This window comes from Microbacterium sp. ABR10 (assembly GCF_057812175.1).
The window spans coordinates 76,557-101,856 of the sequence record NZ_CM173821.1 but is presented as its reverse complement, the minus strand read 5'-3'; the positions used below and the strand labels follow the sequence as shown (position 1 = coordinate 101,856).

The 25,300-nt window shown below is 70.8% G+C and carries 20 protein-coding genes; 6 read left to right on the top strand and 14 right to left on the bottom strand.

The window, feature by feature from the left end:
• Positions 1-116 precede the first annotated feature (116 nt).
• Together ACXKZF_RS00450 and ACXKZF_RS00445 are read right to left on the bottom strand one after the other, a co-directional pair.
• Positions 117-1,343: an FAD-dependent oxidoreductase gene (locus ACXKZF_RS00450; protein WP_488985030.1), complete on the bottom strand. Its 1,227-nt coding sequence runs from the start codon at positions 1,341-1,343 to the stop codon at positions 117-119.
• A gap of 176 nt (positions 1,344-1,519) precedes the next feature.
• Positions 1,520-2,521, bottom strand: coding sequence for a glycerate kinase family protein (locus tag ACXKZF_RS00445; protein WP_488985029.1), 1,002 nt, complete (start codon positions 2,519-2,521; stop codon positions 1,520-1,522).
• A 298-nt stretch (positions 2,522-2,819) separates the two neighbouring features.
• Here ACXKZF_RS00445 and purL point away from each other — a divergent pair, with 298 nt between their 5' ends.
• On the top strand, positions 2,820-5,192 hold the full coding sequence (purL, locus tag ACXKZF_RS00440) for a phosphoribosylformylglycinamidine synthase subunit PurL (protein ID WP_488985028.1): 2,373 nt from the start codon (positions 2,820-2,822) through the stop codon (positions 5,190-5,192).
• Positions 5,193-5,349: 157 nt separating this feature from the next.
• Positions 5,350-5,487, top strand: a complete 138-nt coding sequence (locus ACXKZF_RS00435) for a hypothetical protein (RefSeq protein ID WP_170210666.1) — start codon at positions 5,350-5,352, stop codon at positions 5,485-5,487.
• Between the two features lie 112 nt (positions 5,488-5,599).
• Here ACXKZF_RS00435 and ACXKZF_RS00430 read toward each other — a convergent pair whose 3' ends face one another.
• From ACXKZF_RS00430 to ACXKZF_RS00420, 3 genes are all read right to left on the bottom strand, one after another.
• Positions 5,600-5,920: a hypothetical protein gene (locus tag ACXKZF_RS00430; RefSeq protein WP_488985027.1), complete on the bottom strand. Its 321-nt coding sequence runs from the start codon at positions 5,918-5,920 to the stop codon at positions 5,600-5,602.
• Positions 5,921-5,982: 62 nt separating this feature from the next.
• Complete coding sequence (locus ACXKZF_RS00425) at positions 5,983-6,681, bottom strand: potassium channel family protein (protein ID WP_488985026.1); 699 nt, start codon at positions 6,679-6,681, stop codon at positions 5,983-5,985.
• Positions 6,674-7,996 carry a TrkH family potassium uptake protein gene (locus ACXKZF_RS00420; protein WP_488985025.1) on the bottom strand — a complete coding sequence of 441 codons (1,323 nt, stop codon included), beginning with the start codon at positions 7,994-7,996 and terminating at the stop codon, positions 6,674-6,676. Before ACXKZF_RS00420 ends, ACXKZF_RS00425 begins: the two co-directional genes overlap by 8 nt.
• Positions 7,997-8,156: 160 nt before the next feature.
• Between ACXKZF_RS00420 and ACXKZF_RS00415 the strand changes: the two genes are divergently transcribed.
• Both ACXKZF_RS00415 and ACXKZF_RS00410 read left to right on the top strand, forming a co-directional pair.
• Positions 8,157-9,203 (top strand): hypothetical protein, encoded by a 1,047-nt coding sequence (locus ACXKZF_RS00415; protein WP_488985024.1) that lies wholly within the window; start codon positions 8,157-8,159, stop codon positions 9,201-9,203.
• A gap of 33 nt (positions 9,204-9,236) precedes the next feature.
• Positions 9,237-9,971, top strand: a complete 735-nt coding sequence (locus tag ACXKZF_RS00410) for a hypothetical protein (RefSeq protein ID WP_488985023.1) — start codon at positions 9,237-9,239, stop codon at positions 9,969-9,971.
• A 133-nt stretch (positions 9,972-10,104) separates the two neighbouring features.
• Here the strand turns inward: ACXKZF_RS00410 and ACXKZF_RS00405 are convergent, their stop codons facing one another.
• Positions 10,105-10,365 (bottom strand): DUF3253 domain-containing protein, encoded by a 261-nt coding sequence (locus ACXKZF_RS00405; protein WP_488985022.1) that lies wholly within the window; start codon positions 10,363-10,365, stop codon positions 10,105-10,107.
• Between the two features lie 47 nt (positions 10,366-10,412).
• Here ACXKZF_RS00405 and ACXKZF_RS00400 point away from each other — a divergent pair, with 47 nt between their 5' ends.
• Positions 10,413-11,144 carry a YqjF family protein gene (locus ACXKZF_RS00400; RefSeq protein ID WP_488985021.1) on the top strand — a complete coding sequence of 244 codons (732 nt, stop codon included), beginning with the start codon at positions 10,413-10,415 and terminating at the stop codon, positions 11,142-11,144.
• Between the two features lie 133 nt (positions 11,145-11,277).
• Here ACXKZF_RS00400 and ACXKZF_RS00395 read toward each other — a convergent pair whose 3' ends face one another.
• The 4 genes from ACXKZF_RS00395 to ACXKZF_RS00380 form a co-directional block, all read right to left on the bottom strand.
• On the bottom strand, positions 11,278-12,183 hold the full coding sequence (locus tag ACXKZF_RS00395; protein ID WP_488985020.1) for a glycine betaine ABC transporter substrate-binding protein: 906 nt from the start codon (positions 12,181-12,183) through the stop codon (positions 11,278-11,280).
• Between the two features lie 153 nt (positions 12,184-12,336).
• The gene (locus ACXKZF_RS00390) at positions 12,337-13,341 is read right to left on the bottom strand and encodes an ABC transporter permease (RefSeq protein ID WP_488985019.1); all 1,005 of its coding nucleotides are present in this window, start codon (positions 13,339-13,341) and stop codon (positions 12,337-12,339) included.
• Positions 13,341-14,789 carry a quaternary amine ABC transporter ATP-binding protein gene (locus ACXKZF_RS00385; protein ID WP_488985018.1) on the bottom strand — a complete coding sequence of 483 codons (1,449 nt, stop codon included), beginning with the start codon at positions 14,787-14,789 and terminating at the stop codon, positions 13,341-13,343. Before ACXKZF_RS00385 ends, ACXKZF_RS00390 begins: the two co-directional genes overlap by 1 nt.
• A gap of 386 nt (positions 14,790-15,175) precedes the next feature.
• Positions 15,176-15,481, bottom strand: a complete 306-nt coding sequence (locus ACXKZF_RS00380; RefSeq protein WP_488985017.1) for a chorismate mutase — start codon at positions 15,479-15,481, stop codon at positions 15,176-15,178.
• 80 nt (positions 15,482-15,561) lie between these two features.
• Between ACXKZF_RS00380 and ACXKZF_RS00375 the strand changes: the two genes are divergently transcribed.
• Positions 15,562-16,686 (top strand): AI-2E family transporter, encoded by a 1,125-nt coding sequence (locus tag ACXKZF_RS00375; protein ID WP_243222974.1) that lies wholly within the window; start codon positions 15,562-15,564, stop codon positions 16,684-16,686.
• Here ACXKZF_RS00375 and ACXKZF_RS00370 read toward each other — a convergent pair.
• The 4 genes from ACXKZF_RS00370 to ACXKZF_RS00355 form a co-directional block, all read right to left on the bottom strand.
• The gene (locus ACXKZF_RS00370) at positions 16,646-17,749 is read right to left on the bottom strand and encodes a LacI family DNA-binding transcriptional regulator (RefSeq protein WP_314451862.1); all 1,104 of its coding nucleotides are present in this window, start codon (positions 17,747-17,749) and stop codon (positions 16,646-16,648) included. The genes ACXKZF_RS00375 and ACXKZF_RS00370 overlap by 41 nt on opposite strands.
• Positions 17,750-17,817: 68 nt before the next feature.
• Positions 17,818-19,782, bottom strand: a complete 1,965-nt coding sequence (locus ACXKZF_RS00365; RefSeq protein WP_488985016.1) for an Ig-like domain-containing protein — start codon at positions 19,780-19,782, stop codon at positions 17,818-17,820.
• A gap of 17 nt (positions 19,783-19,799) precedes the next feature.
• The gene (locus ACXKZF_RS00360) at positions 19,800-22,094 is read right to left on the bottom strand and encodes a beta-L-arabinofuranosidase domain-containing protein (RefSeq protein WP_488985015.1); all 2,295 of its coding nucleotides are present in this window, start codon (positions 22,092-22,094) and stop codon (positions 19,800-19,802) included.
• 92 nt (positions 22,095-22,186) lie between these two features.
• Entirely contained in the window at positions 22,187-25,219 is a 3,033-nt protein-coding gene (locus ACXKZF_RS00355) for a family 43 glycosylhydrolase (protein ID WP_488985014.1), read from the bottom strand.
• Positions 25,220-25,300: the final 81 nt, after the last annotated feature.

The window sequence follows — 25,300 nt, the reverse complement described above, 5'->3', positions numbered from 1 at the left end:
CCCCTGACGCGCGCGATTCTCGGAGAAGCGCGCGATTCTCGGATCCCTCGACGGGGGATCTCCGAGGATCGTGCGCATCCCGAGGATCCGATCCGACCCGGCCCGATGAGCCTCGCTCAGCGTCGCGCCCACGTCGGCGCACGCTCGGGCCGCGGACCGATCCCGATGAGGTACGCGGGGACGACGCTCAGCGCCGGGACGACGCGGAACAGGATGCCGACGGCCCGCGGCACCACGACGGCCTTCCGGCCCGAGATGACCGGTGCGATCACACGGGCGTGCATCACGCGCTGCAGGGTCTGGATCACGATCGTGGGCATCATTCGGCGCCGTTGCACCCACCCGAGCCGGCGACCCGACAGCGTTCCGCGCGACAGGGGCCCCGCGAGTACGCGCGCCGCGGCCACGGCATCCTGAACCGCGAGGTTGATGCCCACCCCTCCGACGGGCGACATCGCGTGGGCGGCATCGCCGATGCAGAGCACGCCGTTCGCGTGCCAGCGTCGCAGGCGGTCGACGCGCACGTCGAGGTGCCTCACGTCGTCGAGCGAGGCGATCGAGCCGACGTCGTCGGCGAGGTCGGGCAGCAACTCGGCCACCGCCGCCCGGAACGCATCGATCCCCCGGGCCCGGAGTGCGGCATCCGTTCCCTTCCGGCCGATCCACGCGACCTGCACGTATCCCCTGCGGGGGATGGCGATTCCGATGCGGCCGCGGCGGATGCGGGGGAGGAGAGCTTCGGCGAGGCGTCGGCCGGTGGTCACGCGGAACCACCACACGTCGAAGGGCACGGCGAACGGCGTGGAGGGGAGTTCGAGCGCACGTCGCACGACCGACCAGCGTCCGTCGCACGCGACCGTCAGGTCGGCGCGCAGTTCTCCGTCGCCGTCGGGCCCGCGGAAGGTCACCCCGCGCACCGCCCCATCGCCCCGAAGCACACCGGTCACCTCGTGCTCGCGCAACAGCGTGAACGACGGCTCGGCCGCGGCGGACTGGGCGAGCAGGTCGAGGAGGTCCCACTGCGGCACCATCGCGATGTACGGATGCGGGGTGCGCAGGCGCCCCAGATCGGCCACCGCCACCTCGCCGCCGCCCGCCTGCGGCAGACGGAACTGACGCACCTTCGACTGCGGCAGCGCGTCGAACCGGTCGAACAGGCCCAGGTCGTCGAGAAGGCGCAGCGTCGAGGGATGCACCGTGTCTCCGCGGAAATCCCGCAGGAAGTCGCGGTGCTTCTCGAGGACGGTGACCCGGATGCCACCGCGCGCGAGCAGCAGACCGAGGACGAGACCGGCGGGACCCCCGCCGACGATCACGCAGGTGGTGCGGGGCTGAGCGGCCATGTCCGTCCTTCCGACGCGGGCCATTCTGCTCCCCCGTCGTGACGCTCACCAGAGCGGGTATCCGCCGTGCACGACCGCGGGCCGTTGGCGCGCCGTGCTGCGAGGGTCGCCGCGCGGCGGTGTCTCGCCGCCGGCACCGACCGTCGTGCTGCTCGGATCCTGGTGTGCGGTCGGCGTCAGGTCGGGAAGTCGGCGAGAGCCGCCTCCGTGGCGATCCGGAGAGCATCCGCCGGGTGACCGAGGGCGCGATGGATGCCGACGACGTCGGCGACCGCCACGACGCCCGGGCCGCGCGCCTCGTCGGAGACGACCCCCGCGACGACCCGCGCCGGCACACCGTGCGATGCGGCGAGCGCGAGGACGTGCCCCGGTCCCTTCCCCGCCCGACTCGTGACGTCGAACGCCCCCTCCCCGGTGAGCACGAGATCGGCCGCGGCGACGGCGGCGTCGAGGCCCAGCACGGCAGCGACATGGGCCGCTCCGTCCACGAGCTCCGCCCCCGCTGCGAACAGGGCCCCGGACAGGCCCCCCGCCGCTCCGGTGCGCGAAACCCCTCGCACGTCCGCGCCGAAGCGCGCGAGCCAGTCCGCGGCATCCGCGTGGAGTCGGGCGGTGAGCCGGTCGACCAGCGCCGCATCGGCCCCTTTCTGCGGGGCGAACACCCGGGCCGCGTCTTCGAACGCCACAATCGTGTCCGTCAGCGCGACGACCCGCCCCGACGCGAACGGCACGCCGTCGCCCAACGCCTCGATCGCGCCGCGGCCGCCGTCGGTCGTGGCCGAGCCGCCCATGCCGACCACGATCCGTGCGGCTCCGGCGTCGACAGCGAGTGCGACGAGTTCGCCGACGCCGCGGCTCGTGGCACCCCACGGATCGTTCCCCTCCGCTCCTCCGGCGAGCACGAGACCGGATGCCGCGGCCGACTCGATCACGGCGAGCCCGCCGCCGAGGCGCCATCGGGCGTCGACCGGACGACCGAGCGGACCGGTCACGGTGTCGCAGCGATTCGCTCCCCCGAGCGCGTCGAGCGTCCCGTCGCCGCCATCGGCCATGGGGATCACCACGACCACCGCATCGGGCCACCTCTCGCGGACGGCCCGGGCCATGGCATCCGCCGCTTCGCGCGCCGTCAATGTGCCCTTGAACTTGTCGGGGGCGATGACGACGCGAGGGGGCATCCCCGCACACTGCCCGCATACCGGCGCGACGGCAAGCCGTTCTTCGCGAGGAAGGCCGCCTCAGCCCGGATGCCGCCCCCGAAACGGAGTCGGACCCGCGCGACGGAGCCAGCCGTCGCCGTAACGGCATCCGATTCCCACGGCCGAGTCCGCTCCCCGTGACGGCAGCACCCGGGCGCACCGCCGCTCGCGTTCCTCGCCGGGCAGGTGGGCGGCGCCCCCGTCATCTCCGGCGACGCCCGCCCACCCAACTAGACTGACTCCCGTCCGGCCCCTGCGATTCTTGGAGCTCAGCCGCGTGACCACCCCGAACCCCTCCGACGCCCGTACGGCCCTCGCCGACACCGTCGAAAACGCCATCGCGACGCCCGAGAAGGAGCAGCCGTACGGCGCCCTCGGCCTCAAGTCCGACGAGTACGCCAAGATCCGCGAGATCCTCGGCCGACGCCCCACCAGCGGCGAGCTCGCGATGTACTCGGTCATGTGGAGCGAGCACTGCTCCTACAAGTCGAGCAAGATCTACCTGCGCCAGTTCGGCCAGAAGGTCAGCGACGAGATGAAGACCCGCCTCATGGTGGGCATGGGTCAGAACGCCGGCGTCGTCGATGTGGGCGACGGCTGGGCCGTCACCTTCAAGGTCGAGTCGCACAACCACCCCAGCTACATCGAGCCCTTCCAGGGTGCCGCCACCGGCGTCGGCGGCATCGTCCGCGACATCATCTCGATGGGCGCGCGCCCGGTCGCGGTCATGGACCAGCTGCGCTTCGGCGCGATCGACCACCCCGACACCCCGCGCGTCGTGCACGGCGTCACCAGCGGCATCTCGTTCTACGGCAACTGCCTGGGCCTTCCGAACATCGGCGGCGAGACGGTCTTCGACGCGGTCTACCAGGGCAACCCGCTCGTCAACGCCCTCGCGGTCGGCGTCATGCGCCACGAGGACATCAAGCTCGCCAACGCCACCGGCGTGGGCAACAAGGTCGTGCTCTTCGGCGCCCGCACCGGCGGCGACGGCATCGGCGGCGCGAGCATCCTGGCATCCGACACCTTCGCCGACGGCGGACCCACCAAGCGTCCCGCGGTGCAGGTGGGCGACCCCTTCGCCGAGAAGGTGCTCATCGAGTGCTGCCTCGAGCTCTACCGCGACGACCTGGTCGAGGCCATCCAAGACCTCGGAGCCGCGGGCATCTCGTGCGCCACGAGCGAGCTCGCCGCCAACGGCGACAGCGGCATGAAGGTCGAACTCTCGAAGGTGCTGCTTCGCGACCCCTCGCTCACGCCCGAAGAGATCCTCATGTCGGAGTCGCAGGAACGCATGATGGCGATCGTCGCGCCCGAGAAGCTCGACGCGTTCCTCGCGGTCGTCGGCAAGTGGGACGTCGAGACGAGCGTGCTCGGCGAGGTCACCGGCGACGGTCGCCTCGTCATCGACTGGTACGGCGAGCGCATCGTCGACGTCGACCCCTCGACCGTCGCGGTCGACGGGCCCGTGTACGAGCGCCCGGTCGCCTACCCGACCTGGATCGACGCGCTGAACGACGACTCCGCCGCGAAGCTGCCCCGCGCCACCGACAACGACGTGTTGCGCGAGCAGTTCACCACGCTGGTGGCGAGCCCCAACCTCGCCGACACCTCGTGGATCACGAACCAGTACGACTACTACGTGCTCGGCAACACCGCGCTGAGCTTCCCCGACGACGCCGGAATGATCCGCGTCGACGAAGAGACCGGGTTGGGCTTCGCGATCGCCACCGACTGCAACGGCCGGTACAACCAGCTCGACCCTTACAACGGTGCGAAGCTGGCCCTCGCCGAGGCGTACCGCAACGTCGCCGTCACGGGAGCCGTGCCCACGGCCGTCACCGACTGCCTCAACTTCGGCAGCCCCGAGAACCCCGAGGTCATGTGGCAGTTCAGCCAGGCCGTCGAGGGTCTGAGCGATGGATGCCTCGAACTCGGCATCCCGGTCACGGGCGGCAACGTCTCGTTCTACAACCAGACCGGTGACCAGCCGATCCACCCGACCCCCGTCGTGGGCGTCCTGGGCATCATCGACGACGTCGCCTCGCGCATCCCCAGCGGCTGGCAGGATGCCGGCGAGAACCTCTACCTGCTCGGCACCACCGCCGACGAGCTCGACGGTTCGCAGTGGGCCGGCACCATCCACGACCACCTCGGCGGTCGTCCCCCGAAGGTCGACCTCGCTCAGGAGCGCAAGCTCGCCGAGCTGCTGCAGGCCGCCGGGTCCCAGTCGCTCGTCTCGAGCGCGCACGACCTGTCGTCGGGCGGTCTCGCGCAGACCCTCGCCGAGGGCGTCATGCGCTTCGGCGTGGGCGCACGCGTGTGGCTGACCGAGCTGATGGAGCGCGACGGCGTGGATGCCACGGCCGCCCTGTTCAGCGAGTCGACCGGCCGCGTGCTGGTCAGCGTGCCCCGCGAAGAAGACGTGAAGTTCCGCGGCCTGTGCAACGGCCGTGGCTACCCGGTGCTGCGCATCGGCGTGACCGACGTCGAGCCGGGCGCCGAGGCATTCCTCGAGATCCAGGACGTGTTGACGGTGACCGTCTCGGAGCTCCGCCGCCTCTCGAACGAGACGCTTCCCGCGGTGTTCGGCCCGACGATCGCGGAGCCCCCCATCTCCGGCTCCGCTGCCACGGAGTCGGTGGCCTGACACCCCCTCTGCGCGGCCCCTCCCGAACCGAACGACGAGGGCCGCGAGACGGGCACCGCACCCCGCACCGGTGCCGCCCCGCAACACACACACCGCACCGCACCGCACCGCACCGCACCGCACCGCACCGCACCGCACCGACGAGAGGAGACGCGCGATGACCGATGACGACGACGACATGACCGTGTTCAGCGACAAGCGTCAGAAGCGCGTCAAGATCACCGCGTGGGTCGTGATCGGCGCGCTGGTGCTCACGGGCGGCGGTGCGACGGTCATCTCCCTGATCCTCGGCTGACCCCCTGCGCCCCCGCGTGAGGGATCACCGTGTGTCGCCTGGCGAGCGCCTCGGCGACAGAAGATGACCCCTCGCGCGTTATCGAGCGGGGCGCGACGGTCTGCGCCGGAGGTCAGTACTGCACGATCGGGCGCACCTCGACGGTGCCGTAGAGCGGCGCGCGGCGGGCGTAGTCGGCGGCCGCGTCGAGATCGGCGACATCGAGCAGGTAGTAGCCCGACAGGGCGGGTGACGGCTGGGGCTCGGCATCCGGATGCCGCGAGATCGAGGTCACCACCGCGCGGGCGTGCTCCACCTCGGCGAACTGCCCCGTGTCGCTCAGGACGCCGTCGGTGCGCAACGACTCCTCGTACCGCATCCAGGCGGCGTAATCCTCTTCGGCGTCACCACCCTCGTAGCTCCCGTCGGACCACATCACGAGCATGACCTTCATGTCGACCTCCCCCGTCGTGTCGCGACCACTCTGGCCGCCGCCGGCCGGGCACGCAAGGGAGGTCAGGCGAGAGCGGCGAAACGCTCGGTGCGCTCGACCGGGCCGATGACGATCAGCAGGTCGCCCTCGCGGATGACGGATGCCGCGCCTGCGGCGTGCCACTCGCCGTCGGCGCCGCGGATCTTCACGATCGTCACCCCGTGACGACGACGCACAGCCGAGGCCTCCAGGGTCTGCCCGACGATCTCGCGCGGTGCCACGGTCTTGGCCACGACGAGATCGCGGTCGAACTCGACGTAGTCGAGCATGGCTCCGCGAACCAGGTGGGCGATGCGCCGACCCATATCGGCCTCGGGATACACGACGTGCTCGATACCGAGCTGCTCGAGGATGAGCCCGTGCTGCTCGCTGATGGCCTTGGCCCAGATCGACCGGGCGCCCATGCGCTTGAGCAGCGAGGTCGTCAGGATGCTGGCCTGGATGTCGGAGCCGATGCCGACCACGACCCGGTCGAAGTCGGCGACACCGAGCTGCTCGAGCGCCGCCTGGCGCGTGGAGTCGGCGCGGACGACATGGGTGAGCACACCGTTGAGCGACTGCACCGTGTCTTCATCGGCGTCGATTCCGAGCACTTCGGTGCCCGAGCGGGCGAGCTCTGTGGCCAGGGCGCCGCCGAAGCGGCCCAGCCCGATGACGGCGACGGCCGAGGCGGAATTGTTCCGCGACCGGCGACGGCTGAAGAAGGGGGAGGGGTTATCCAATGATCGGACGCTCCTTCGGGAGTTCGTACATGCGCTTCTGTCGCGTCAACGCCAGGGCGGCGCCGAGCAGCACCGGACCGATGCGTCCGATGAACATGAGGGCGATCAGGACGAGTTGCGCGGCTTCGGGGAGGTCTGCCGTGATGCCCGTCGACAACCCCACGGTAGCGAACGCCGAGATCACCTCGAAGAACACGCGATCGAACGGGAACGGGCTCATCAGCATGATCGCGAGGGTCGAGCTGACGACCAGGGCGACAGCGAGCAACGCGACCGTGAGGGCCTCACGGTGCGTGGAGCGCGGCAGGCGCTTGCCGAACATGTTCACCGCGGTGTCGCCGCGCAGCTCGGCCACGATGATGAACAGCAGCACGGCGAAGGTCGTGACCTTCAGGCCGCCCGCCGTTCCGGCCGGACCGCCGCCGATGAACATCAGGATGTCGGTGACGAACCAGCTCTCGGGGAGCATCCCGCCGACGTCGATCGTGTTGAAACCGGCGGTGCGGGGCATGACCGACATCGTGAATCCGGCCAAGACGCGCCCGGCCGGGTCGAGGGGGCCGAGCGTCCGGGGATTCGACCATTCGAGCGCCGTCAGCGCGCACGCACCGAAGGTGAGCAGGGTGAGAGTACCGGCGACGACGGTGACGGTGTTGAGCGTCCAGCGGCGCGGGAAGCGGAAGCGTCGGCTCAGTTCCATGATCACCGGGAATCCCAGCCCACCGAGGATGATGGCGAGACAGATGGGCAGGCAGATCCAGGCATCGGTCACGAACGACATGAGGTTGTCGCTGAAGAGCGCGAACCCGGCGTTGTTGAACGACGACACCGAGTGGAACACCCCGAGCCACACGGCCCGACCGAAGGGTTCGCCGTACCCGAGCGAGAACCTGCCGGCGAGCAGCACCGCCACGACCGCCTGCACCACGAGGGTGATCAGTGCCACACCGATGAGGACGCGGCGAACGTCACCGACCGCGACGGTGTGCGTCTCGCTCACGGCGGTCAGGCGCGTGCGCAGCCCGAGGCGGCGCGCGACGAGCAGGCCGAGGAGCGTCGCGAGCGACATCACCCCGAACCCGCCGATCTGAATGAGCACCATGATCACGACCTGCCCGAACGGTGTCCAGAAGGTCGCCGTGTCGACGATCACGTGGCCGGTGACGCAGAGCGCGCTGGTGGCGGTGAACAGCGCCTCCATGAAGGTGGCCGGGCGTTCCGCCGTCGCGATGGGCATGCTGAGCAGCAGAGTGCCGAGGGCGAGGACCACGGCGAAGGCCAGCACGATGGCTCGCCCCGGGGTGAGGCGAAACATCCCGCGGAGGACGTCGATCGGGGGGATCGCGCGCCGCCGGTTCCTCACTCCGAAACGATCTCACATGCGAGGGGCGGCCGTGGGTGCGCCCGCCGCACGATATGCGCGCGATCAGGCCCACGCCCAGCGTCGTGTCGGTGGGCCGACGTAGCATGGGGGCGTGGAACCGCTTCTGGCCCTGTTGGCCGACTGGTGGTGGATCGGCCCCGCCGCGGCCGGTGCGGGCACCGTCGGCTGGGTCGGCGTGCGCCGCTCACGGCAGCGCGCCCTCCCCGCGGGCACCACGACCACCACGGATCGCGCCGCGCGGGCCTGGGCTTCGCGGCCGCTCAGTAAGGCCGCCGCGCGTCGTCTCGAGCTCGACGCCGCCCAGCTCGATCTGCAGATGGCGCGCAACGCCGTCACCCGCGGCCGCGCCGACGTCAAGGTCGCCGACGCCGAGGTGGTCCGCGCGCAGGCGGAGCGGGCGGCATCCCGTGTATCGAACGACGTGGTCACCGCCGCCCGCGCACGACTGGTCGATGCGCAGCGCGACCTCCGTGCCGCGTCCGCCGAGGTGCGGGCGCGACGAGCCGGCGTCAAAGCTGCCAAGGCGATGCTTCCCGCGATCCGTTCCGGCAGCGCGCCATTGCCCGTCGTGCGGGTGCTCGCCGAGCACGACGCGATCCTGACGCGGTGGATGGCGTACGAGACCGACACCGCTCTCGCGATCGACTACCCCGTCATGACCGACCCGCGCTCCCCCCTGCTGGCCGAGTTTCTGCGCGCGCACGAGCGCGCCCAGTGGCTGCGTCCGGCGACGCCCCAGACGCGCCTCGAGCCCGCCGATTTCCTCGCCTATCGCGACGCCGTCCGTCGCGCCGGCCACGCGTTCGACCGAGCAGAGCAATCGGCGCGCCGCGGTGGCGAGCAGCCCAGCGTCGAGGGCACCGATGCGTGGAGCCGGGTGGCATCCGACCTCGCCGAGACGGCCCAGCGCGCCCTGGCGCACTCGATGGAGTCGATGGGCCGCGCGGCGGCGCGCACCTGGAACGAGCGGGGCGCGAAGCGTCCGCAGAAAAGGGTCCCCGACGCCGACGGCCCCGACTCCCGCAGAGGTGCCGGCGCCGCACAGCCCGACGCCGGCAGCAGCGAAGGCACTCCGCCCCGCGGCGGCCCTTTCTGGCCTCCTCCCGCGCGGGATCGTCCGAGACCGCCCGCTTCCTGAGAGAGCGAGAGCCCGGCGGCGTAGCATGGCGCCGTGAACGAGTTCTGGACCTTCGCCGGGCACTACTGGTGGCTCGCGTTCCCGATCTTCGGGATGACGATGGGAGCCATCAACGCGCGCGTGAAGCATCGTGAGGTCACCGCACGACGTCGCCACCGCGAGCAGCTGGAGTTGTTGAAGGCCCAGGGAGCGGTCTCCGCGACCACACCGGCGGCGGTGGCCTCGTCGGCTGGCGAACTCGGCGGCGTGCAAGGGCGCGTGGTCGCCGCGCAGGACGAGGTCACGCACCGCTGGCTCGAGTACGAGCTCGATGCGACGAAGCTCATCACCTACCCCGCGATGAGCGACGGGCGCCAGCCGCTGACGGCCGCGTTCCTGCGCGCGAAGAAAGCGGCCGACAAGCTGCGCCCCGACGAGGGCGAGACCCTCTCGCCGGAGCGCCTGAAAGAGTATCGCGACGCCGTCACCGACTACGAGGTCGCCTTCGACGTGGCCGAGCGCGACGCCCGACGCGTGAAAGACGCCGCCTTCACGGCCGACGAACGCAAGCGTCTCGACACCGCGAAGCAGCTGCTCATCGTCGCGACCGATCAGGCCGCGACCCCGAACGAGCGCCAGCTGGCCTACCGCCGCGTCCGCGAGGAGCTCGACGGGCTCATCCTGCTTTCGGACGAGGCGGTCGACGTGCTCGAGAAGAAAGTCGCCCTGGAGCTCCCCCGCGAACGCACCGCACCACCGTCCGAGACCGCGCCGGGCTCCGCCGCCTGAGCGCACCCGCGGCACGCGCCGCAGAATCGGACGAGCGCGACAGAACCGGATGCCGCGGCCTCCGGCATCCGAATCCGCTGCCGTCGACCGATTCCCCTGCGCTCGACCGCCCCGTCAGCGCCGCGCCGGCACCTCAGCGCGCCCGCCGGATACGCACCGGCCCGCGCGCCGTCGTCACGTCGACCACCTCGCCCCTCTGGGTCACCTCGACCTCGCCGAGGCCCACCAGTTCATGCGCGGCGTCGCGCGCCGGCTGCATCAGGTCGCGCCAATCGTCGCCGCCGACCGCCCGGGCGGCCTCGGAGGGACAGATCGTCTTGTCGGCGTCACGGGCGGCGAGCAGTTCTCGGATGGATGCCACGAGCCGCGGGTCTGCACCAGATGACGGGGCCATCTGTCCAGTGTCCCTCCGTGACGCGTCCCCGGGGCCAGAATGACCCGGTGATCACCGAGCGCCATGCCCCCGATCTGCCCGGACGCGCCGTCATCGCGCAGCGCTGGAACCGCGCCGTCTTCGTGCACTGGCGCGTCGATCCGGCCGAGGTCGCGCCGCTCCTACCCCCGGGAACGCGTCCCGACGTGCACGACGGCTCGGCGTGGGTCGGGCTCGTGCCGTTCGTGCTGAGCGGGTTCCGCTTCCTGCCGTTCCCGCCGGTACCGCTGCTGGGCACGTTCACCGAGATCAACGTCCGCACCTACGCGGTCGACGACGCGGGTCGCCGCGGGGTGGTCTTCCGGACGCTCGAGGCCGAGCACCTCGCCCCGGTGCTCGCCGCCCGCGCGCTGTTCGGCCTCCCCTACCGTTGGGCGCGGGCGGGCGTGCGCACCGATGGCCGCCGTATCGAGTACCGGTCCCGGCGCCACGGGGGTCGGCATCCGGGCACTCGTCTCCGGGCGACACTCGGCACCGAGACGGTCGACACCGACCTGTCGCGCTTCCTCACCGCGCGCTGGGGGTTCCACGAGCGTCACCTCGGGCGCACGATCTGGGCGGCGAACAGTCACGAGCCGTGGCCCCTCGTCACGGCCGAACTGGACGCACTCGACGACGACCTCGTGGCCGATGCCGGCTTTGCCCAGCTCACCGGCCGCGCCCCCGACTCGGTGCTGGCGATGCCGGCGGATCACCCCGGCTTCGTGACGCGGTTCACCGCGGCGCGCGCGGTCGGGTAGATCCGCGACGGTCCGGTCGGTGCGATGACCGCAGGATGACGGTTTCCTCGCAGACCTCTGGCAGCAGGCTGCGAGGAAGCGGAACGACGACGGCCCCCTCCGAACCGGAGAGGGCCGCCTCATTCGACGAACGTCAGTCGAGCTGCGTCGAGAACGCCGCGGGGTGCTGTTCGAGCCAGGCGTCCACCGCCTCGGCCTCGCGGCCCGCGCCGTACTCGTTGACCACGAGGTCTTCGAGCGCGCCGTACTGCTCGTCATCGAGCTGGATGCCGGCGATGAGCTCGGCGGCATCCGGGTACTGCTCGGCGAAGCCGGAGGTGCCGAGGAAGTGCAGGGCCTCGGGGTCGCCCATCAAGCCCTGGGGGTCCTCGAGGTCCTTCACGTCGTACGCGTCGTTGGCCCAGAACGGACGCCACAGGGTGACCGCGATGTCCTTCTGCGCCGCGATGGCGTTGTCGAGCTCGGTCAGCATCGCCGCGGTCGACGAGGTGACGAGCTCGAGATCGCCGTCGAGGTCGTAGCCCGGGAGCATCGTCTCCTGCGTCTGCTTCGTCAGGCCCGCTCCCGGCTCGATGCCGTAGATGCGGCCGTCGAAGCGCGCGGCGTTCGCCTTCAGCTCCTCGATCGAGTCGATGTCGACGTAGCTGGGCACCGCGATCGTGAGCTTGGCGTTGTCGTAGTACGCGCCGAGGTCGTCGATGTCGTCGCCGTAGCGGTCCATGTACGACTTGTGCGTCAGCTCGGGCCACGCCGAGGGGTAGATGTCGACGTCGCCCTGCGCGAGGCCGGTGTAGAGCGGGCCCGCCTCGGTGAGGGTCTGCATCTCGACGGTGTAGCCGAGCTTCTCGAGTTGGTCTTCGAGCAGGTAGGCGGTGCTGAGACCGTCGGTCCACGAGGGCAGGAAGCCGAGGGTGATGGTGCCCTTGTCGCCTCCGCCGCCGTTTCCGCCGTCGGCCTGGTTGCCGCTGGCGCAGCCGGCGAGCGCGAGGGCGCCGACGGTGCCGAGGGCGAGGGCGGTGGTGAGGTGTCGCGTGTTCATTGCTGTGTTCTCTTCCGTTTCGTATGTGATTCCGTCTGTGCCCCCTCGTCCTGGCGCGTGAGGGGTCATGTTCTGTCGCTTGGGCGCCCCCGCGGCGACACTTTCCGACCCCTCACGCGAGGGGGACGGGAGGGGGAGGGGGATGCCGGGGGCTCAGCGCCCCGTCGACACCGGTGCACGACGCGGTGACGCCTCCGCGCGCTCAGCCTGGCCCGCGGCATCCGCTGACGCGGTGTCGACGTGCGGCGCCGACGTCGCCCCCGCGGAGGCGACCTCGGCCCGACGTGCGGCGCGGCGCCGGGCGATGACGCCCAGCAGCGAGCCCGTATTGTCGGCGCGATCGCCGAGGGCGGCGGTGAGACGGTCGAGGTACACCGCGAGCACGACGACGCTCAGGCCCGCCTCGACGCCCTTGGGCAGGTTGACGGTGGAGATCGACTCCACGACCTCCTTGCCGAGGCCGTCGGCGCCGACGATGCCGGCGACCACGGCCATCGACAGCGCGAGCATGATGACCTGGTTGACGCCCGCCATGATCGTGGGCATCGCCAGGGGCAGCTGGATGCCGCGGAGGATCTGCCCGGGCGTCGCACCGAACGCGTGGCCGGCCTCGACCGTCTCGGAGTCGACGCCGCGGATGCCGAGCTCGGTCAGCCGCACTCCCGGGGGCAGCGCGAAGATGACGGTCGAGACGACACCGGGCACGACGCCGATGCTGAAGAACGTGATGGCGGGGATCAGGTAGACGAAGGCGGGCATCGTCTGCATGAAGTCGAGGATCGGCTTCAGCACCGCGCGCACGGTGGGGTTCCGCGCCGACCAGATGCCCAGCGGCACCGAGATCGCCACGGCGACGACGGTGGCGACGAGCACGAGCGCGAGCGTCTGCATGGCGGTCACCCACTGCCCCATGGCGAGGATGAGCGCGAAGCCGATCACCGTGCCGAGCGCGAGCTTCCACGAGCGCAGGAGCCACGCGAGGGCGGCCGCGACGACGATGACCACGATGATGGGCGCCGCGAGCAGCACGTCGCTGAGCCCGCCGACGAGGAAGCGCACGACCACGGCGACGAGGTCGAGGAGTCCCGAGAGGTTGTCACGGACCCAGTCCACACCGGCATCCACCCAGGACCCGACGGGGATACGGAAACCATCCATCAGCGCACCCCCTCGATCTCGGATGCCGCGACTCCGACCGCGGTGCTCCTCGAGCCGCCGGCTGACGCGGGCACGGTGTCACCGGCATCCGGGTCGATACCCGGGGCGTCGAGCACCGCGTCGATCTCGGCGGAGGGAAGGGGCTCGGGCAGCACGGTGAGCTCCTCGGTCGAGGTGGGGCCGGGGCCGAGCGCGGCGAGCAGCGTCACGCGCGGGATGACTCCGGCGAGACGGCCGTCGGCGTCGAGGACGGCGAGGGGCAGCGGCGACTCGACCGACGGCACGAAGAGGTTCATCAGAACGTCGTCGTCGCGCACACTCTGCGGCAGGGGCTTCAGCGAGCCGAGCAGCGAGCTCTCTCCCGCGCGCACCAGCTTCATGGCATCCCGGTCGGTGATGATGCCGAGGGGCTTCCGGTCGCGATCAGTGACGTAGACCGCCGACATGTAGGCGTCGCGCATCTGCCGGAGCGCCGTGCGCGGGCCCGCCGAGGCGTCGACGCGCGGACGCGGACGCTCCATGACGTTGCCGGCGGTGAGCACACGGGCGCGGTCGACGTCCTGCACGAACTGCTCGACGTAGTCGTTCGCGGGGTCGGTGAGGATGTCTTCGGGGGTGCCGATCTGGACGATGCGGCCGTCGCGCATGACGGCGATCCGATCGCCGAGGAACATGGCCTCGTTGAGGTCGTGGGTGATGAAGACGATGGTCTTCTTCAGCGTCCGCTGGAGCTCGAGCAGCTGCTCCTGCATCTCGCGGCGGATCAGGGGATCGAGGGCGCTGAACGCCTCGTCCATCAGCAGGATGTCGGTGTCGGCGGCGAGCGCGCGGGCGATGCCGACGCGCTGCTGCATGCCACCCGAGAGCGCCGAAGGGAGCTTGTCTCCCCAGCCCTCGAGGCCGACGAGCGACAGGATCTCGTTCGCCTTGGCGAGGCGCTCGGTCTTGCCGACCCCGCGGAGCTCGAGGGGGTAGGCGACGTTGGCTGCGACCGTGCGGTGGGGCAGCAGCGCGAAGTGCTGGAAGACCATCGCGAGGCGGTCGCGGCGGAGCGAGCGCAGGCGCCCGGCGCCGACGCCGGTGAGGGCGTCTCCCTGCACCTCGACGGTTCCCGCCGTGGCCTCGTGCAGGCCGTTCAGCATGCGGATGATGGTCGACTTGCCGGAGCCGGAGAGGCCCATGATGACGAAGATCTCGCCGGGCTTCACCTCGAAGCTCGCGTCGATGACGGCGGCCGTACCGTCGTCCGCGATGTCGTCGCGTCGGGCGCCGGAGCGCAGCTTGTCGACGGCGGCCTGGGGTGCGCGACCGAAGACCTTGAACAGGTTCTTCGCCGCGAGGGCGGGTGTCGTGGACACCGGCGACGCCGGGTCGGGCGTCGCGGAGGCGGGAGTGGGGGACGCTGACCTCGGAGAGGCGGGCGTCTGCAGGGCAGGCGGAGGGGTCATCGTGTGCACCTCGGCGGCCTTCGGGTGGCCGCAGCGGTCACGCCCGGGTGGCGGCCGTCTGCGCTCCCCGGGGGGTGGAGCGCACCCGCGCCGGACATCGGATCCGGCGCTCAGGCCGCCGACCGTACGCTCGCCGTGCCGACTTCGCGAGCCGTCACCGGCGACCGCGGACTGGTCGGGTGGGCGGCCCTGAAACGGGCCTGCACAAACGTTTCATGGTGATGGAATGGCTGGCAAATCGCCGCTCGCCTTGCGATCCCGGATGCCGTGTGGCACGCGCGCGCATCTGCTCGACGCGGTGGTGACACCGTTGTCGGCCGCACGCGTGATGTCGGCCCGGGCGTGTCGTCACGCCCTTCACGGGGCCGACGGGCGGGAGCGCGGGGTCAGTCAGCCGCGGGCGGTGCGGCAGCGGAGCGGTGGTGGCGGATGACCTCGGCGACGACGAAGTTGAACCACTTCTCTGCGAAGGCCGGATCGAGGTCGGCGTCTTCGGCCAAGCGCGTGAGCCGCGCGATCTGCTGCTCCTCGCGCGCGGGGTCGGAGGCCGGCATTCCGTGCTTGGCCTTGAGCACACCGACCTGCTTCGTGCAGCGGAAGCGTTCGGCGAGGAGGAAGATCAACGCGGCGTCGATGTTGTCGATGCTGCCGCGAAGTCCCTGAAGGATCGTCGAGGGGTCGGCGTCGGTCATGTGTCCTCCCAGATCGCCTCGACCCTACCGCGCCGAGCGAGGCTGCGTACGCCGCGACCCGGGAGTCCTACAGTGTGACCATGAGCCGATCGACGCGCCCCGACCCGACCGCCGTAGGCGCCGAAGCCGGGGCCGCCACGTCACGCGACAAGCCGATGTGGACCGCGGTCTCGCGGCCCTACGCCGCCGGGTTCTTCCTCACCCTGGGCGGGCTGACGGCCATCCTGCTGGCCCTGGCCCTGTCGAACCTCTCGACCGTCCTCATCTACATCGCGATCGCGCTGTTCGTCGCCCTCGCGCTCGATCCGCTCGTGCGGATGCTGATGCGCCGCGGCCTTTCTCGCGCGTGGTCGATCGTGATCGTCTTCGGCGGCCTGGCCATCGTCCTCGCCGGGTCGCTGTGGTTGCTCATCCCGCCGGTGGTGCGCCAGGTGGAGCAGTTCATCGGCGACATCCCCGCCTTCACCAACGACCTCATCGACAGCGACGCCGTGCGGTGGGTCGAGGCGAACTTCGGCGACAGCCTCGGCGATGTCCTTCAAGAGGTGCAGAGCTTCGTCACGAATCCCACCAACATCGCGGCCATCGGCGGCGGTCTGCTGCAGGTGGGCATCTCCATCGGCACGTTCATCTCGGGCGCGATCATCGTGCTCGTGCTGAGCCTGTACTTCCTGGCATCCCTGCCCCGCATGAAGAACACCCTCGTGCGCCTGACCCCCGCGCGCAGCCGCGCCACGGTCTCCGACATGACGGGCCAGATCACCGACTCGGTCGGCGGGTACCTGGCGGGCATGGTCGTGCTGGCCCTGTGCAACGCGGTGTTCGCGTTCATCGTGCTGACGATCCTGCAGCAGCCGTTCGCCGCCCTCCTCGCCGCCCTCGCGTTCGGGATCACCCTGATACCCCTCGTCGGCTCCGTGCTCTTCTGGGCGACGGCGACGGTGTTCACGCTCATCGTCAGCCCGACCGCGGGCCTGATCTTCGCGATCGTCTACCTGGTGTACATGCAGATCGAGGCATATCTGCTGACGCCGCGCGTGATGAACCGCACAATCTCCGTCCCCGGAGCCCTGGTCGTCATCGGCGCGCTCGTCGGCGGCACGCTGCTCGGCCTGCTGGGAGCCCTCGTCGCGATCCCCGTGACGGCCTCGGTGCTGCTGATCATCAAGCAGATCGTGATCCCGCGACAGGATGCCAAGAAGTAGGCACGTTCCATCTGCGGCGCGATGCCCCCGACGCGACGCGCACCTGCGCGGCGACCGTCGCGCTGGATTCGCGAACGATCAGCTCCGGCTGGATGGTGTCGTGGCTGGGTTCGACGTCACCCTCGATGGCGGCAATGAGCTGCTGCAACGCCAGCACGCCGAGCTCGGCGAAGTTCTGGCGCACGGTGGTCAGCGGGGGCAGGAAGTGCCGCGCGTGAGAGACGTCGTCGAAGCCGATGACGCTGACGTCTTCGGGAACGCGGATGCCGCGACCGTGCAGCCCGTGGACGACACCGAGCGCGATCTGATCGTTCGCCGCGAAGACCGCGGTGGTGTCCCCCAGGTCGAACGACCGACCGAACTCGAACCCGGCATCCGCCGTCCAGTCGCCGATCACGTAGGGGCCCTCCGGTAACCCCGCCTCGGCGAGACACTCCCGCCACCCCTGAGCACGCTCCCGCGCGTCGAACCAGTCCATCGGGCCCGCCAGATGGGCGATCGTGCGGTGCCCCAGGTCGATGAGGTGCCGGACGGCGAGCCGTGCACCTCGGCGCTGGTCGACTCCCACCGTGTGCCAGGTCGGGTCGGCCTCCGCCTTGATGACGATCGTCGGCAGGCCCGTCGTCTGCTGACGCAGAAGATCCAGCGACGACTCCCGGGGCGCGATCACGCACAGCGCATCGACGCCCTGGGTTACCAGTTCCATGACCGCGGAGTCCATTTGCGACGCGTCATCATCGCCGATCGAGAACGCGCTCACGGCGTACCCGACCTCTCGCGCGGCCCTCTCCAACGCGCGCAGGGTGCTGTTCGGACCGTTCTGCACCGGACCGTCGATCAGCACCCCGATCCGCCGCGCGCGCTGCGTCGCGAGCGCGCGAGCGGCCATGTTGGGCGTGTAGTGGATCTCGTCGATCACCCGGAGGACGCGCAGGCGCGTGGACGTGCGCACGTGAGGGTGGTCGTTCAGGACGCGGGACACCGTCTGGTGCGAGACACCGGCGAGACGCGCGACGTCGTAGATGCTGGGTCGATGCCAGGGCCGGCTCGGTGGCTGGGGCATGGGGTTCCTCCGGATCGGAAGGGAAGGACGGCCGGGCCGCGGTCGAGGACCTCGACCCGGCCGTCTCGTCAGAGCGCGCGGTAGTCGGCCGTTCGCTCCACCGACACCTCCTGCCCACCCACGACGGCGGTGGCCCCGATGAGCACCTGTCCGGCGGGGACGGTCGCCGCTCGCGAAGAGAAGGATGCGCTCACCGACTTCCCCGGCTGGACACCCATGACCGTCTTCGAGCCGTACGCGCTCGTGAAGACCAGGTCGACCGCGACATCGTCGGTGTTCTTCACCGTTGCGATCACGTAGGCCTTACCGGCGATCATCCGCGTCACCGCCGACGACTCGATCTCGAGAACGGGTGTCGTCGTGCGCGGTGGAAGCGTGATCGTCCGGGTCGATTCCTCGTTGCCGGCGGCGTCTTGAGATCGCACGTGCACGAAGCGCGGGGCGTCGGTCAGCTCCACCGAGAACGGCTTCTCGTAGGTGGCGAACATGTTGTTCGACGCACCCGCAGGGTCGGCATCCGGTCCGTCCGACCAGACCGTGCGCGACAGACCCGAACCGGGCTGGGCGTCGGTCGGCGAGAGCGTCACGAGGGCGGAAACCCCGTCGACCACCTCGATCCGGTCCTCGGTGACCGGTGCGACGGTGTCGACCTTCGCACTCGCCCGCGCCTCGCCGACGGCGCCGTCGGTCGCCGTGGCGCGTGCGCGGACGGTGACCTCTCCCTGGACGTCTACCGCCACCGGCTCGGTGTAGGGCCGCCACGTCGTGCCCCCGTCGAGACTGACCTCGATCGAGGCGATGTCGGCGGCGGTCCTCTGGGCCGTCACGACCGCCTTCGGGGTCATGATGTACCAGCCGGAGCCCTCGGGAGCGGCGTCGAAGGCGATGGAGACCAGGGGTGTCGTCTGATCGACCGGGGCGATGACGAACACGGTCGCGAGTGCCCCCGCGGAGAAGCCCGCGACGGTTCCCGACACGTCGAACATCGCCTCGGCATCGGCATAGGCCTCCGGCGCGACGGGGTCCCAGGTGACGGGAACGCCGCTTGCGGCCGTGCCGTCGTCGAACGCGGCGCGCACGGTGGCGGGCAGCACGGGAGCCACTCCCGGAGCGGTGATCACCGAGGTGTAGTCGATCGAGGTCGTCGTCTGCGAGAACGCGTCGGCGACGAACACGGTGGCCGCGACCGTCTGGCCCTCGTACCCGCTCACCCGTCCGGTGACCGCGAGGGTGCCGGGCTGCGCGACGTTCGCCGGGGTCACGGCATCCCAGGTGACGGCGGCCTCGCGCAGGGGCGTGTCGGCACCCACCACCCAAATGCGGGACGGCAGCGCGGGCAGCACGCCCGTGAGGGTGCGCACGGCGACGTCTTCCGCCGCCACGAACCCGTCGCTCGGCTCGGGGTCGGGCTCGTCGGGAGCCGCGACGCCCGTCACCTCCCACTCGATCACGCTCGTCGCGTGGGGCGAGCCGTTCACGACCTGCCGCTCGAGGACGAGCCGCAGCGCCCGAGTCGTGACCGCGTCGAACGCAACCGACACGGGAGCGAGCGAGGTCTTGGGCGCGGCCGGGTCGAAAGCGGGCAGCGGGTAGGCAACGGCGTCGCCGCGCACGGGCGCCCACTCGCCGGCGGCATCCTGATACTCCAGCGACCATCCCGCGGGGACGCGCACGCCGCCGTCACCGACCCCGGCGTTCTGCCAGAGGAAGAGAGTGGATGCCGACACCGTCACCGGGGTGTCCCAGGTGTAGGTCGCGACGTCGGTGTCGGGGACCGGACTGGCGCCCCACGTGCCCCACATCGCGTTCAGGCTGTCGGTGGGCCTCGATGCGCCGTCGTTGAGGGCAGCGGCGGAGTTCCACGGCGGGACGTAGCTGACCGCGACGTCGGGGGCGTGCTCGCCGGAGGCGACGGCGATGTTGCCCGGCGTCTCGGCGGCGACGGGCGATGGGATCGCCGCGGATGTCCCGAGGGCGAGGGCGAGCGTGACGAGGGCGACGAACGCCCGGGAGACGAAACGAGGTGCGTGCATGATGGGGCCTCTCGTTCTCACGCGTCGATCGGGGCACGGCCGGCAGCGAGCAGCACCTTCTGGCGGTCGCGGGCGGTGAGCAGGTTCGCGTCGGTGAACGATTGCGACACCGAGCGCACGGCATCCAGGAAGGCCGTCCGATCGGCGAACGGCGCCTTCGCCCAGACCTCTTCGAGAAGGCTCGGCCCGCCCTGACCGCGTGTCGGATTGCGCACCTTCGAGTCGACGCCGGCGAAGGCGACGGTGGGCTCGGATCGCTGGAAGTACATGTGGTACGCCACGTCTCTCCCCGAATAGGCGGGCTCGAACGTGCGCCCGTCGATCTCGAAGACGTTGCCGCTGCGCCGGGTGACGCCCCGGCTGATCGAGCCGTCGAGGCCGGCCTTCGACGAGAGCGCCAGGCTCGCGTACCGCGTGGACGAGTCGATGGCCGTCAGCACGACCGGGCCGTAGACGAGCGCCTGGATGTCGCGGCGGTCGGGGGTGGGCTCGGCGCGCAGGCTGAGCGGAATGGTGACGGCGACCTTGTCGCCCGTCGCCCACGAGCGGGTGAGGGCGACGTACGTGCCGGGCGCCGTGTCGGCATCCGTCCGCTCGCCGTTGATGCTGACGGTCGCTCCGCGCGCCCACGCGGGAATGCGCACGTGCAGCGTGAACGAACCCGCCGGGGCGCTGGTGAACTCGAGCGTCGAGGTGTCGGCCTCGGGGTACGACGACGTCTGCACGAGCGTGAGCCCCTTCTCCGCCCAGTCGACGGTCGACGCGATGTAGAGGTTGACGAAGAGCGCGTCCCCCGCTTTCGAGCGGAAGTAGATCGTGTCCTGGTACTTCACGTGGCTCTCGAGGGCGGTGCCGCCGCAGCACGTGCCGATGTTGCCGTCGCCGTACTCCTTGCGGGTACCGGGATTGACCGGGAACATGTAGCAGTTCTCCGGACTGATGGTCGACTCGGCGTCGCGGCGTCCGCCGAGGATGTGGTTGAGCACCGTGCGCTCGTAGTAGTCCATGTAGGCCGGGTCCTGGTCGTGCAGGAAGAGCGAGCGCGCGATCTTGAGCATGTTGTACGCGGCGCACGACTCCGCGTTCCGCTTGCCGATGTCGCCGGCGACCGCGTCGGCCGGGCCCCACAGCTCGCCCTCGCCCGTGCCGCCGTGGGCGTAGGCACGGCCCGGGACGACCATGCCGAAGAGGTTCGTCACGGCCGTGCGGTAGCGCTCCTCACCCGTCTGGTCGTAGAGCTTCAGGTATCCCGAAAAGGTGGGGATGTACTGGTTGGCGTGCCGGCCGTCGAGCGTGTCGCGATCGGCGGCGCACGCGTCGACCAGGGCGTCGTAGGTGAACAGCTTCGCCGCCTGAAGGAACTCCTCGCGGGCGGGGTCCGTGGACCGCCAGTAGAGCTCGACGAGCACGTCGTTCATGCCGCCGCACTCGCCCGCGATGTAGAGCGACCACATTCTCTGCAGCTGCGCCGGGGCGCACTTCGACAGCCGGGAGTACACCCAGTGGCCGATCCCCTCGGCCAGGGTCAGCGCGAGGGTGTTCCCCGTGTAGGCGTGCGCGTCGAGCAGTCCCGCCACGATCTTGTGCAGCGTGTAGTACGGCGCCCAGATCTCGCCGTAGGGTGCGTAATTCTCGAGTGCCGAGAACTGCCATTCTCCGTATGCGGAGAGGAAGCCCGGATGCGAGTACCTCGACGCCGTACCGACCTTCTGTGCGGCCAGAGCGACCCGGCACTCCTCGAGACCCGCGACGAAGGCTCCGACCTTCTGCGCGAGCGCGCCCTCGCCCGTCGACGCGTACGCCATCGAGAGGCCGCTGAGGAAATGCCCGGCGAAGTGCCCCCGCAGCAGTCCGCCCGCGCCGCGCACGTTCTGTCCTGCGCGGTACTCCGACGGTCCCCAGCGCTGATCGTCGGGAGCCGGACCGAACTCCTCCCATCCGCCCGGCGGTGTCGCGCCGCGGGTGTCGAGCCCCGCATTGCGGCGGAACACCGCCAGCAGGGCGTCGACGGAGTAGGCGCGGTTGAGGATCAGAGCCTGCTTTTGCGCACGGGTGAAGACGCTCTGCCCGAGGGTGACCGCGCTCAGCGGGAACGGCTGCAGTGTCCAGGCGTCGGGCGCGACCTCGCGGGCCGCGGCCCGGACGACCGCGGCCGAGTGCTGGAGTCCCGGCAGGCGGAAGGCGGATGCCGCGGGTGCGGCGGCTGTGGCGGGCGACGCCGAGAGCGCGCCCGAGGCGGCGAGGAGGCCACCCACGGCGCTCGATCCGAGCAGGGCGCGCCGGGTGAGGACGGGGGGATCGATGGGGGTCATGGGCGGTCTCTTCTCTTCATCGAGCGGATCGGGGGATTCGTGTCGGGGAGGTGAGGGGAGGGGGCAGGCGAACCCGCCCCCTCCCCGGGACGTCAGTTCTGGGCGCCGTACGATGCCTCGAAGGTCTCGGTGACCTGCGCGCCGTCGACGGTGGCACTGGCCGCCACCGTGACCACTCCCGCGGGTATCGACGACTTCCTCGAGGTGAACGACGCACTCACCGTCTTCCCCGGCTGCACGCCCGTGACCGTCTTGGTCCCGTACGCACTGGTGAAGACCAGATCGACGGCGACGTCATCGCTGTTCTTCGCGGTCGCGATCACGTACGCCTTGCCCGCGATCATCCGCGTCGAGGCCGACGACTCGATCACCAGCGTCGGAGCGGGCGCCTCAGCGGCCCACGCCTCGAACTCCTGGATCGCGGCGGAACCCTGACCCTCCTGCGCACCCCACGACTGCATGAGCGCGCGCAGAGCGGTCGTCTCGACCGCGGCGAAAGTGATCTCGTTCACGGCGTCCGATGACCGGGCGTACGTGTCGTCGGTGTCGACGTCGCGCCAGGCGCCGGCGGCGTCGCGGTACTGCAGTACCCACGACCGCGGGGGGATGAGTCCGGCGTTCGCGGCGTCGGCGGCATCCCGTCCGAACTGCACACCCGCGCGATCGAGCCGCACCGGGCGCTCCCAGCTGAGCTGCACCCACTGCTCCCCGACCCGGGGCCAGGTGCCCCAACCGGTCGTGGTCGACCCGTCCATGACGTTGTCGACGGGCGCCCAGCCCGAGGCCGACGACGCGGTCGGGGTCGCGAAGCGCGCCACGTTGCCGGTCAACGGCGCGTCGGGCGAGCGCGGGATGGTGGTCGCCGTCGGCGTCGAGACGTTGCCGGCCGCATCCGTGGCCCGCACGAAGACGACGTGCCGCTCCACACTGGGCGCAGCCACCGCCCCCGTGAGCGGCTTCCAGGCGGCGGACTCGTCGATCGCGTACTCGAGCCCGGCGAGACCGGAGCCTCCGTCGGTCGCCGTCGCCGACACGGTGCGCGCGGTGGCGTCGAGCTGCGCGGTCACCCGAGGGGCCGTCGCATCGATACGGAACGCGGCCGTGGCGTCGGCCGAGGAGTTGCCGGCGGCATCCGTCGCCCGCGCGATCACGGTGTGCGAGCCGTCGACGGCCACGACGGTGTCGACGCGGCGCACGTCGGCGGTGTCCGTCAGGGCCCCGCCGTCGATCCCCACCGAGATGCGCGAGCGCACATCGCGGTCGTCGCTGGCGGTGACCCGCGCGGTCACGGGCCCGACGTACCACTCGCCGGCACCCTTCGGTCCGCGCAGTTCGATGCCGACCTCCGGGGCAACGGTGTCCGGCGAGGTGTCGGCGCCGACGACCGTCACGGTCGCCTCGACGCGCCCGGCGGCGTAGCCCTGCGCGGTACCGGCGACCGTGAAGGTGCCGGTCGTCGCGTACGACGCGGGGTCGACGGCATCCCACTTCACGGGCGCGGCCACGCGGTCGGCGCCGTAGACGAGCGCGACGGTCTCGGGCAGTTCGGGAGCCTCACCCACGAGCGTGCGGGTGGTGGCCGGCTCGAAGCCGTCGGCGGCGACGGTCGCGACCGACCACTCCTCCACAGCGAGGGCCGAGTACTTCACGGGCGTGGACGTGCCGGGGGCGGCGTTCATCACGGCCCGCAGGCGCGTCGTCGTCACCGGGGTGAAGGTCACCTCGTGCATCTGCCGCACCGTCGTGGGGTAGCCGCTGGGGTTCTGCACGTCGTTCCAGCGACCCTGGTCCCAGTACTGCAGCGACCAGGATGCGGGGGCCGAGACGCCGTCCCCGGTCCCGGGCTCGCGATCGCTCCAGAACTGGATCGACGAGCGATCGACGCGTACCGGTTCCGCCCAGTCGTACTGCACCCACTGGCTTGCGGGGCGGTCCGCCGCGTATGAGCCCCACATGTCCGGCGGCAGCGGGTTCGGACGGACGATCCCGTCGTTGAGCGCCGCGATCCAGTACTGCACCGGGATCGGCTCGTTGGAGGCGGATGCCGTCGCCCACGGCGCCACGTTCTGCGACGGGGTCGCGTCGTCGTCGCGGACCGGCGTGGTCACGACCGGCTTCATCCGCGCGGGTGTCACCGAGTCGTCCCACTCGACCTTGTCGACGGCGACCGAGCGGCGGAAGTGGTTCCCGCCGACCGCATCGGCGGTGTGGTACGCCATGTACCACTCTCCCTTGAACTCGGTGATGGCGGGGTGGCTCGTCGTCGACGACACCGGCGCGAGGACGCGGCCCTGCGAGGTCCACGGCCCCATCGGCGTCGGCGCCGTGGAGTAGGCGATGCACGCGTGGTACACCGCGGGGGTGCACCAGCTGTCGGGGCCCGCGGTGTTCGCCGCGTAGGCCAGGTAGTACGTGTCGTTGCGCTCGAACAGCCAGGCGGCCTCGAAGAACCCGTCGACACCGCTGCGGATCTCGGTCGGCGTGCCGATGAGCGTCTTCATGTCGGATGCCAGTTCGACACCGAACAGGCGGCTGAAGCTGCCCCAATACATCCACACACGGCCGTCGTCGGCGACGTACACGGTGGGGTCGATGTTGTGGGCGTCATTGCCGAGGATCTTCTGCGACACGATCGGACCACCGGCGTAGTCGGTCCACGGCCCCGAGGGGGTGTCGGACACGGCGATGCCGATGCCGAACGGGTCGACGGAGGTGCTCCCGGCCTCGTGCACGGGCACGTACCAGTAGAAACGGTCGTCGGCGCCCTGCACGACCTGGCCCGCGTAGGCACGCCCGGGGGTCGCCCACGAGAACACCTGCTCCGGCCGCATCAGCGCCGGGTGGTTCTCCCACTGGCCGCCCTCGACGTCGGTCGTCGAGAACGACTGCCACTCGTTCATGATGAAGTCGTTCGTCGTCGGGCCCGCTTCGTCGCGGCCGGCGTAGACGTACAGCGTGTCATCGACGACGAGGGTTGCCGGGTCGGCGGAGTACACCGACCCGTCGCCGAGCAGGGGGTTGGGAAGGGCGGCCGCGGGGCTGACGGGTGTCAGCGCCAGGAGGCCTGCCACGAGGCTCGCGGCGGCGGATGCCGACAGGAGCCGACGAGCGGTGTGTCTGGTCATGAGCTTCCTTCGAGGAAATGTCGCGTCGGGGTCTGGAGTGGTGCTCCTCTCCAGGGCGCTCCGCGCGAGTCGGGCGCGGGC

Coding starts and splice junctions, on each gene's coding strand:
- ACXKZF_RS00420 (WP_488985025.1), bottom strand. CDS start 7,996: ATGTTTCGCCTCACCCCGGGGCGAGCCATCGTGCTGGCCTTCGCCGTG.
- ACXKZF_RS00360 (WP_488985015.1), bottom strand. CDS start 22,094: ATGACCCCCATCGATCCCCCCGTCCTCACCCGGCGCGCCCTGCTCGGA.
- ACXKZF_RS00405 (WP_488985022.1), bottom strand. CDS start 10,365: ATGGCCCCGTCATCTGGTGCAGACCCGCGGCTCGTGGCATCCATCCGA.
- ACXKZF_RS00355 (WP_488985014.1), bottom strand. CDS start 25,219: ATGACCAGACACACCGCTCGTCGGCTCCTGTCGGCATCCGCCGCCGCG.
- ACXKZF_RS00370 (WP_314451862.1), bottom strand. CDS start 17,749: ATGCCCCAGCCACCGAGCCGGCCCTGGCATCGACCCAGCATCTACGAC.
- ACXKZF_RS00445 (WP_488985029.1), bottom strand. CDS start 2,521: ATGCCCCCTCGCGTCGTCATCGCCCCCGACAAGTTCAAGGGCACATTG.
- ACXKZF_RS00390 (WP_488985019.1), bottom strand. CDS start 13,341: ATGGATGGTTTCCGTATCCCCGTCGGGTCCTGGGTGGATGCCGGTGTG.
- ACXKZF_RS00450 (WP_488985030.1), bottom strand. CDS start 1,343: ATGGCCGCTCAGCCCCGCACCACCTGCGTGATCGTCGGCGGGGGTCCC.
- ACXKZF_RS00375 (WP_243222974.1), top strand. CDS start 15,562: ATGAGCCGATCGACGCGCCCCGACCCGACCGCCGTAGGCGCCGAAGCC.
- ACXKZF_RS00380 (WP_488985017.1), bottom strand. CDS start 15,481: ATGACCGACGCCGACCCCTCGACGATCCTTCAGGGACTTCGCGGCAGC.
- ACXKZF_RS00430 (WP_488985027.1), bottom strand. CDS start 5,920: ATGAAGGTCATGCTCGTGATGTGGTCCGACGGGAGCTACGAGGGTGGT.
- ACXKZF_RS00365 (WP_488985016.1), bottom strand. CDS start 19,782: ATGCACGCACCTCGTTTCGTCTCCCGGGCGTTCGTCGCCCTCGTCACG.
- ACXKZF_RS00395 (WP_488985020.1), bottom strand. CDS start 12,183: ATGAACACGCGACACCTCACCACCGCCCTCGCCCTCGGCACCGTCGGC.
- ACXKZF_RS00385 (WP_488985018.1), bottom strand. CDS start 14,789: ATGACCCCTCCGCCTGCCCTGCAGACGCCCGCCTCTCCGAGGTCAGCG.
- ACXKZF_RS00435 (WP_170210666.1), top strand. CDS start 5,350: ATGACCGATGACGACGACGACATGACCGTGTTCAGCGACAAGCGTCAG.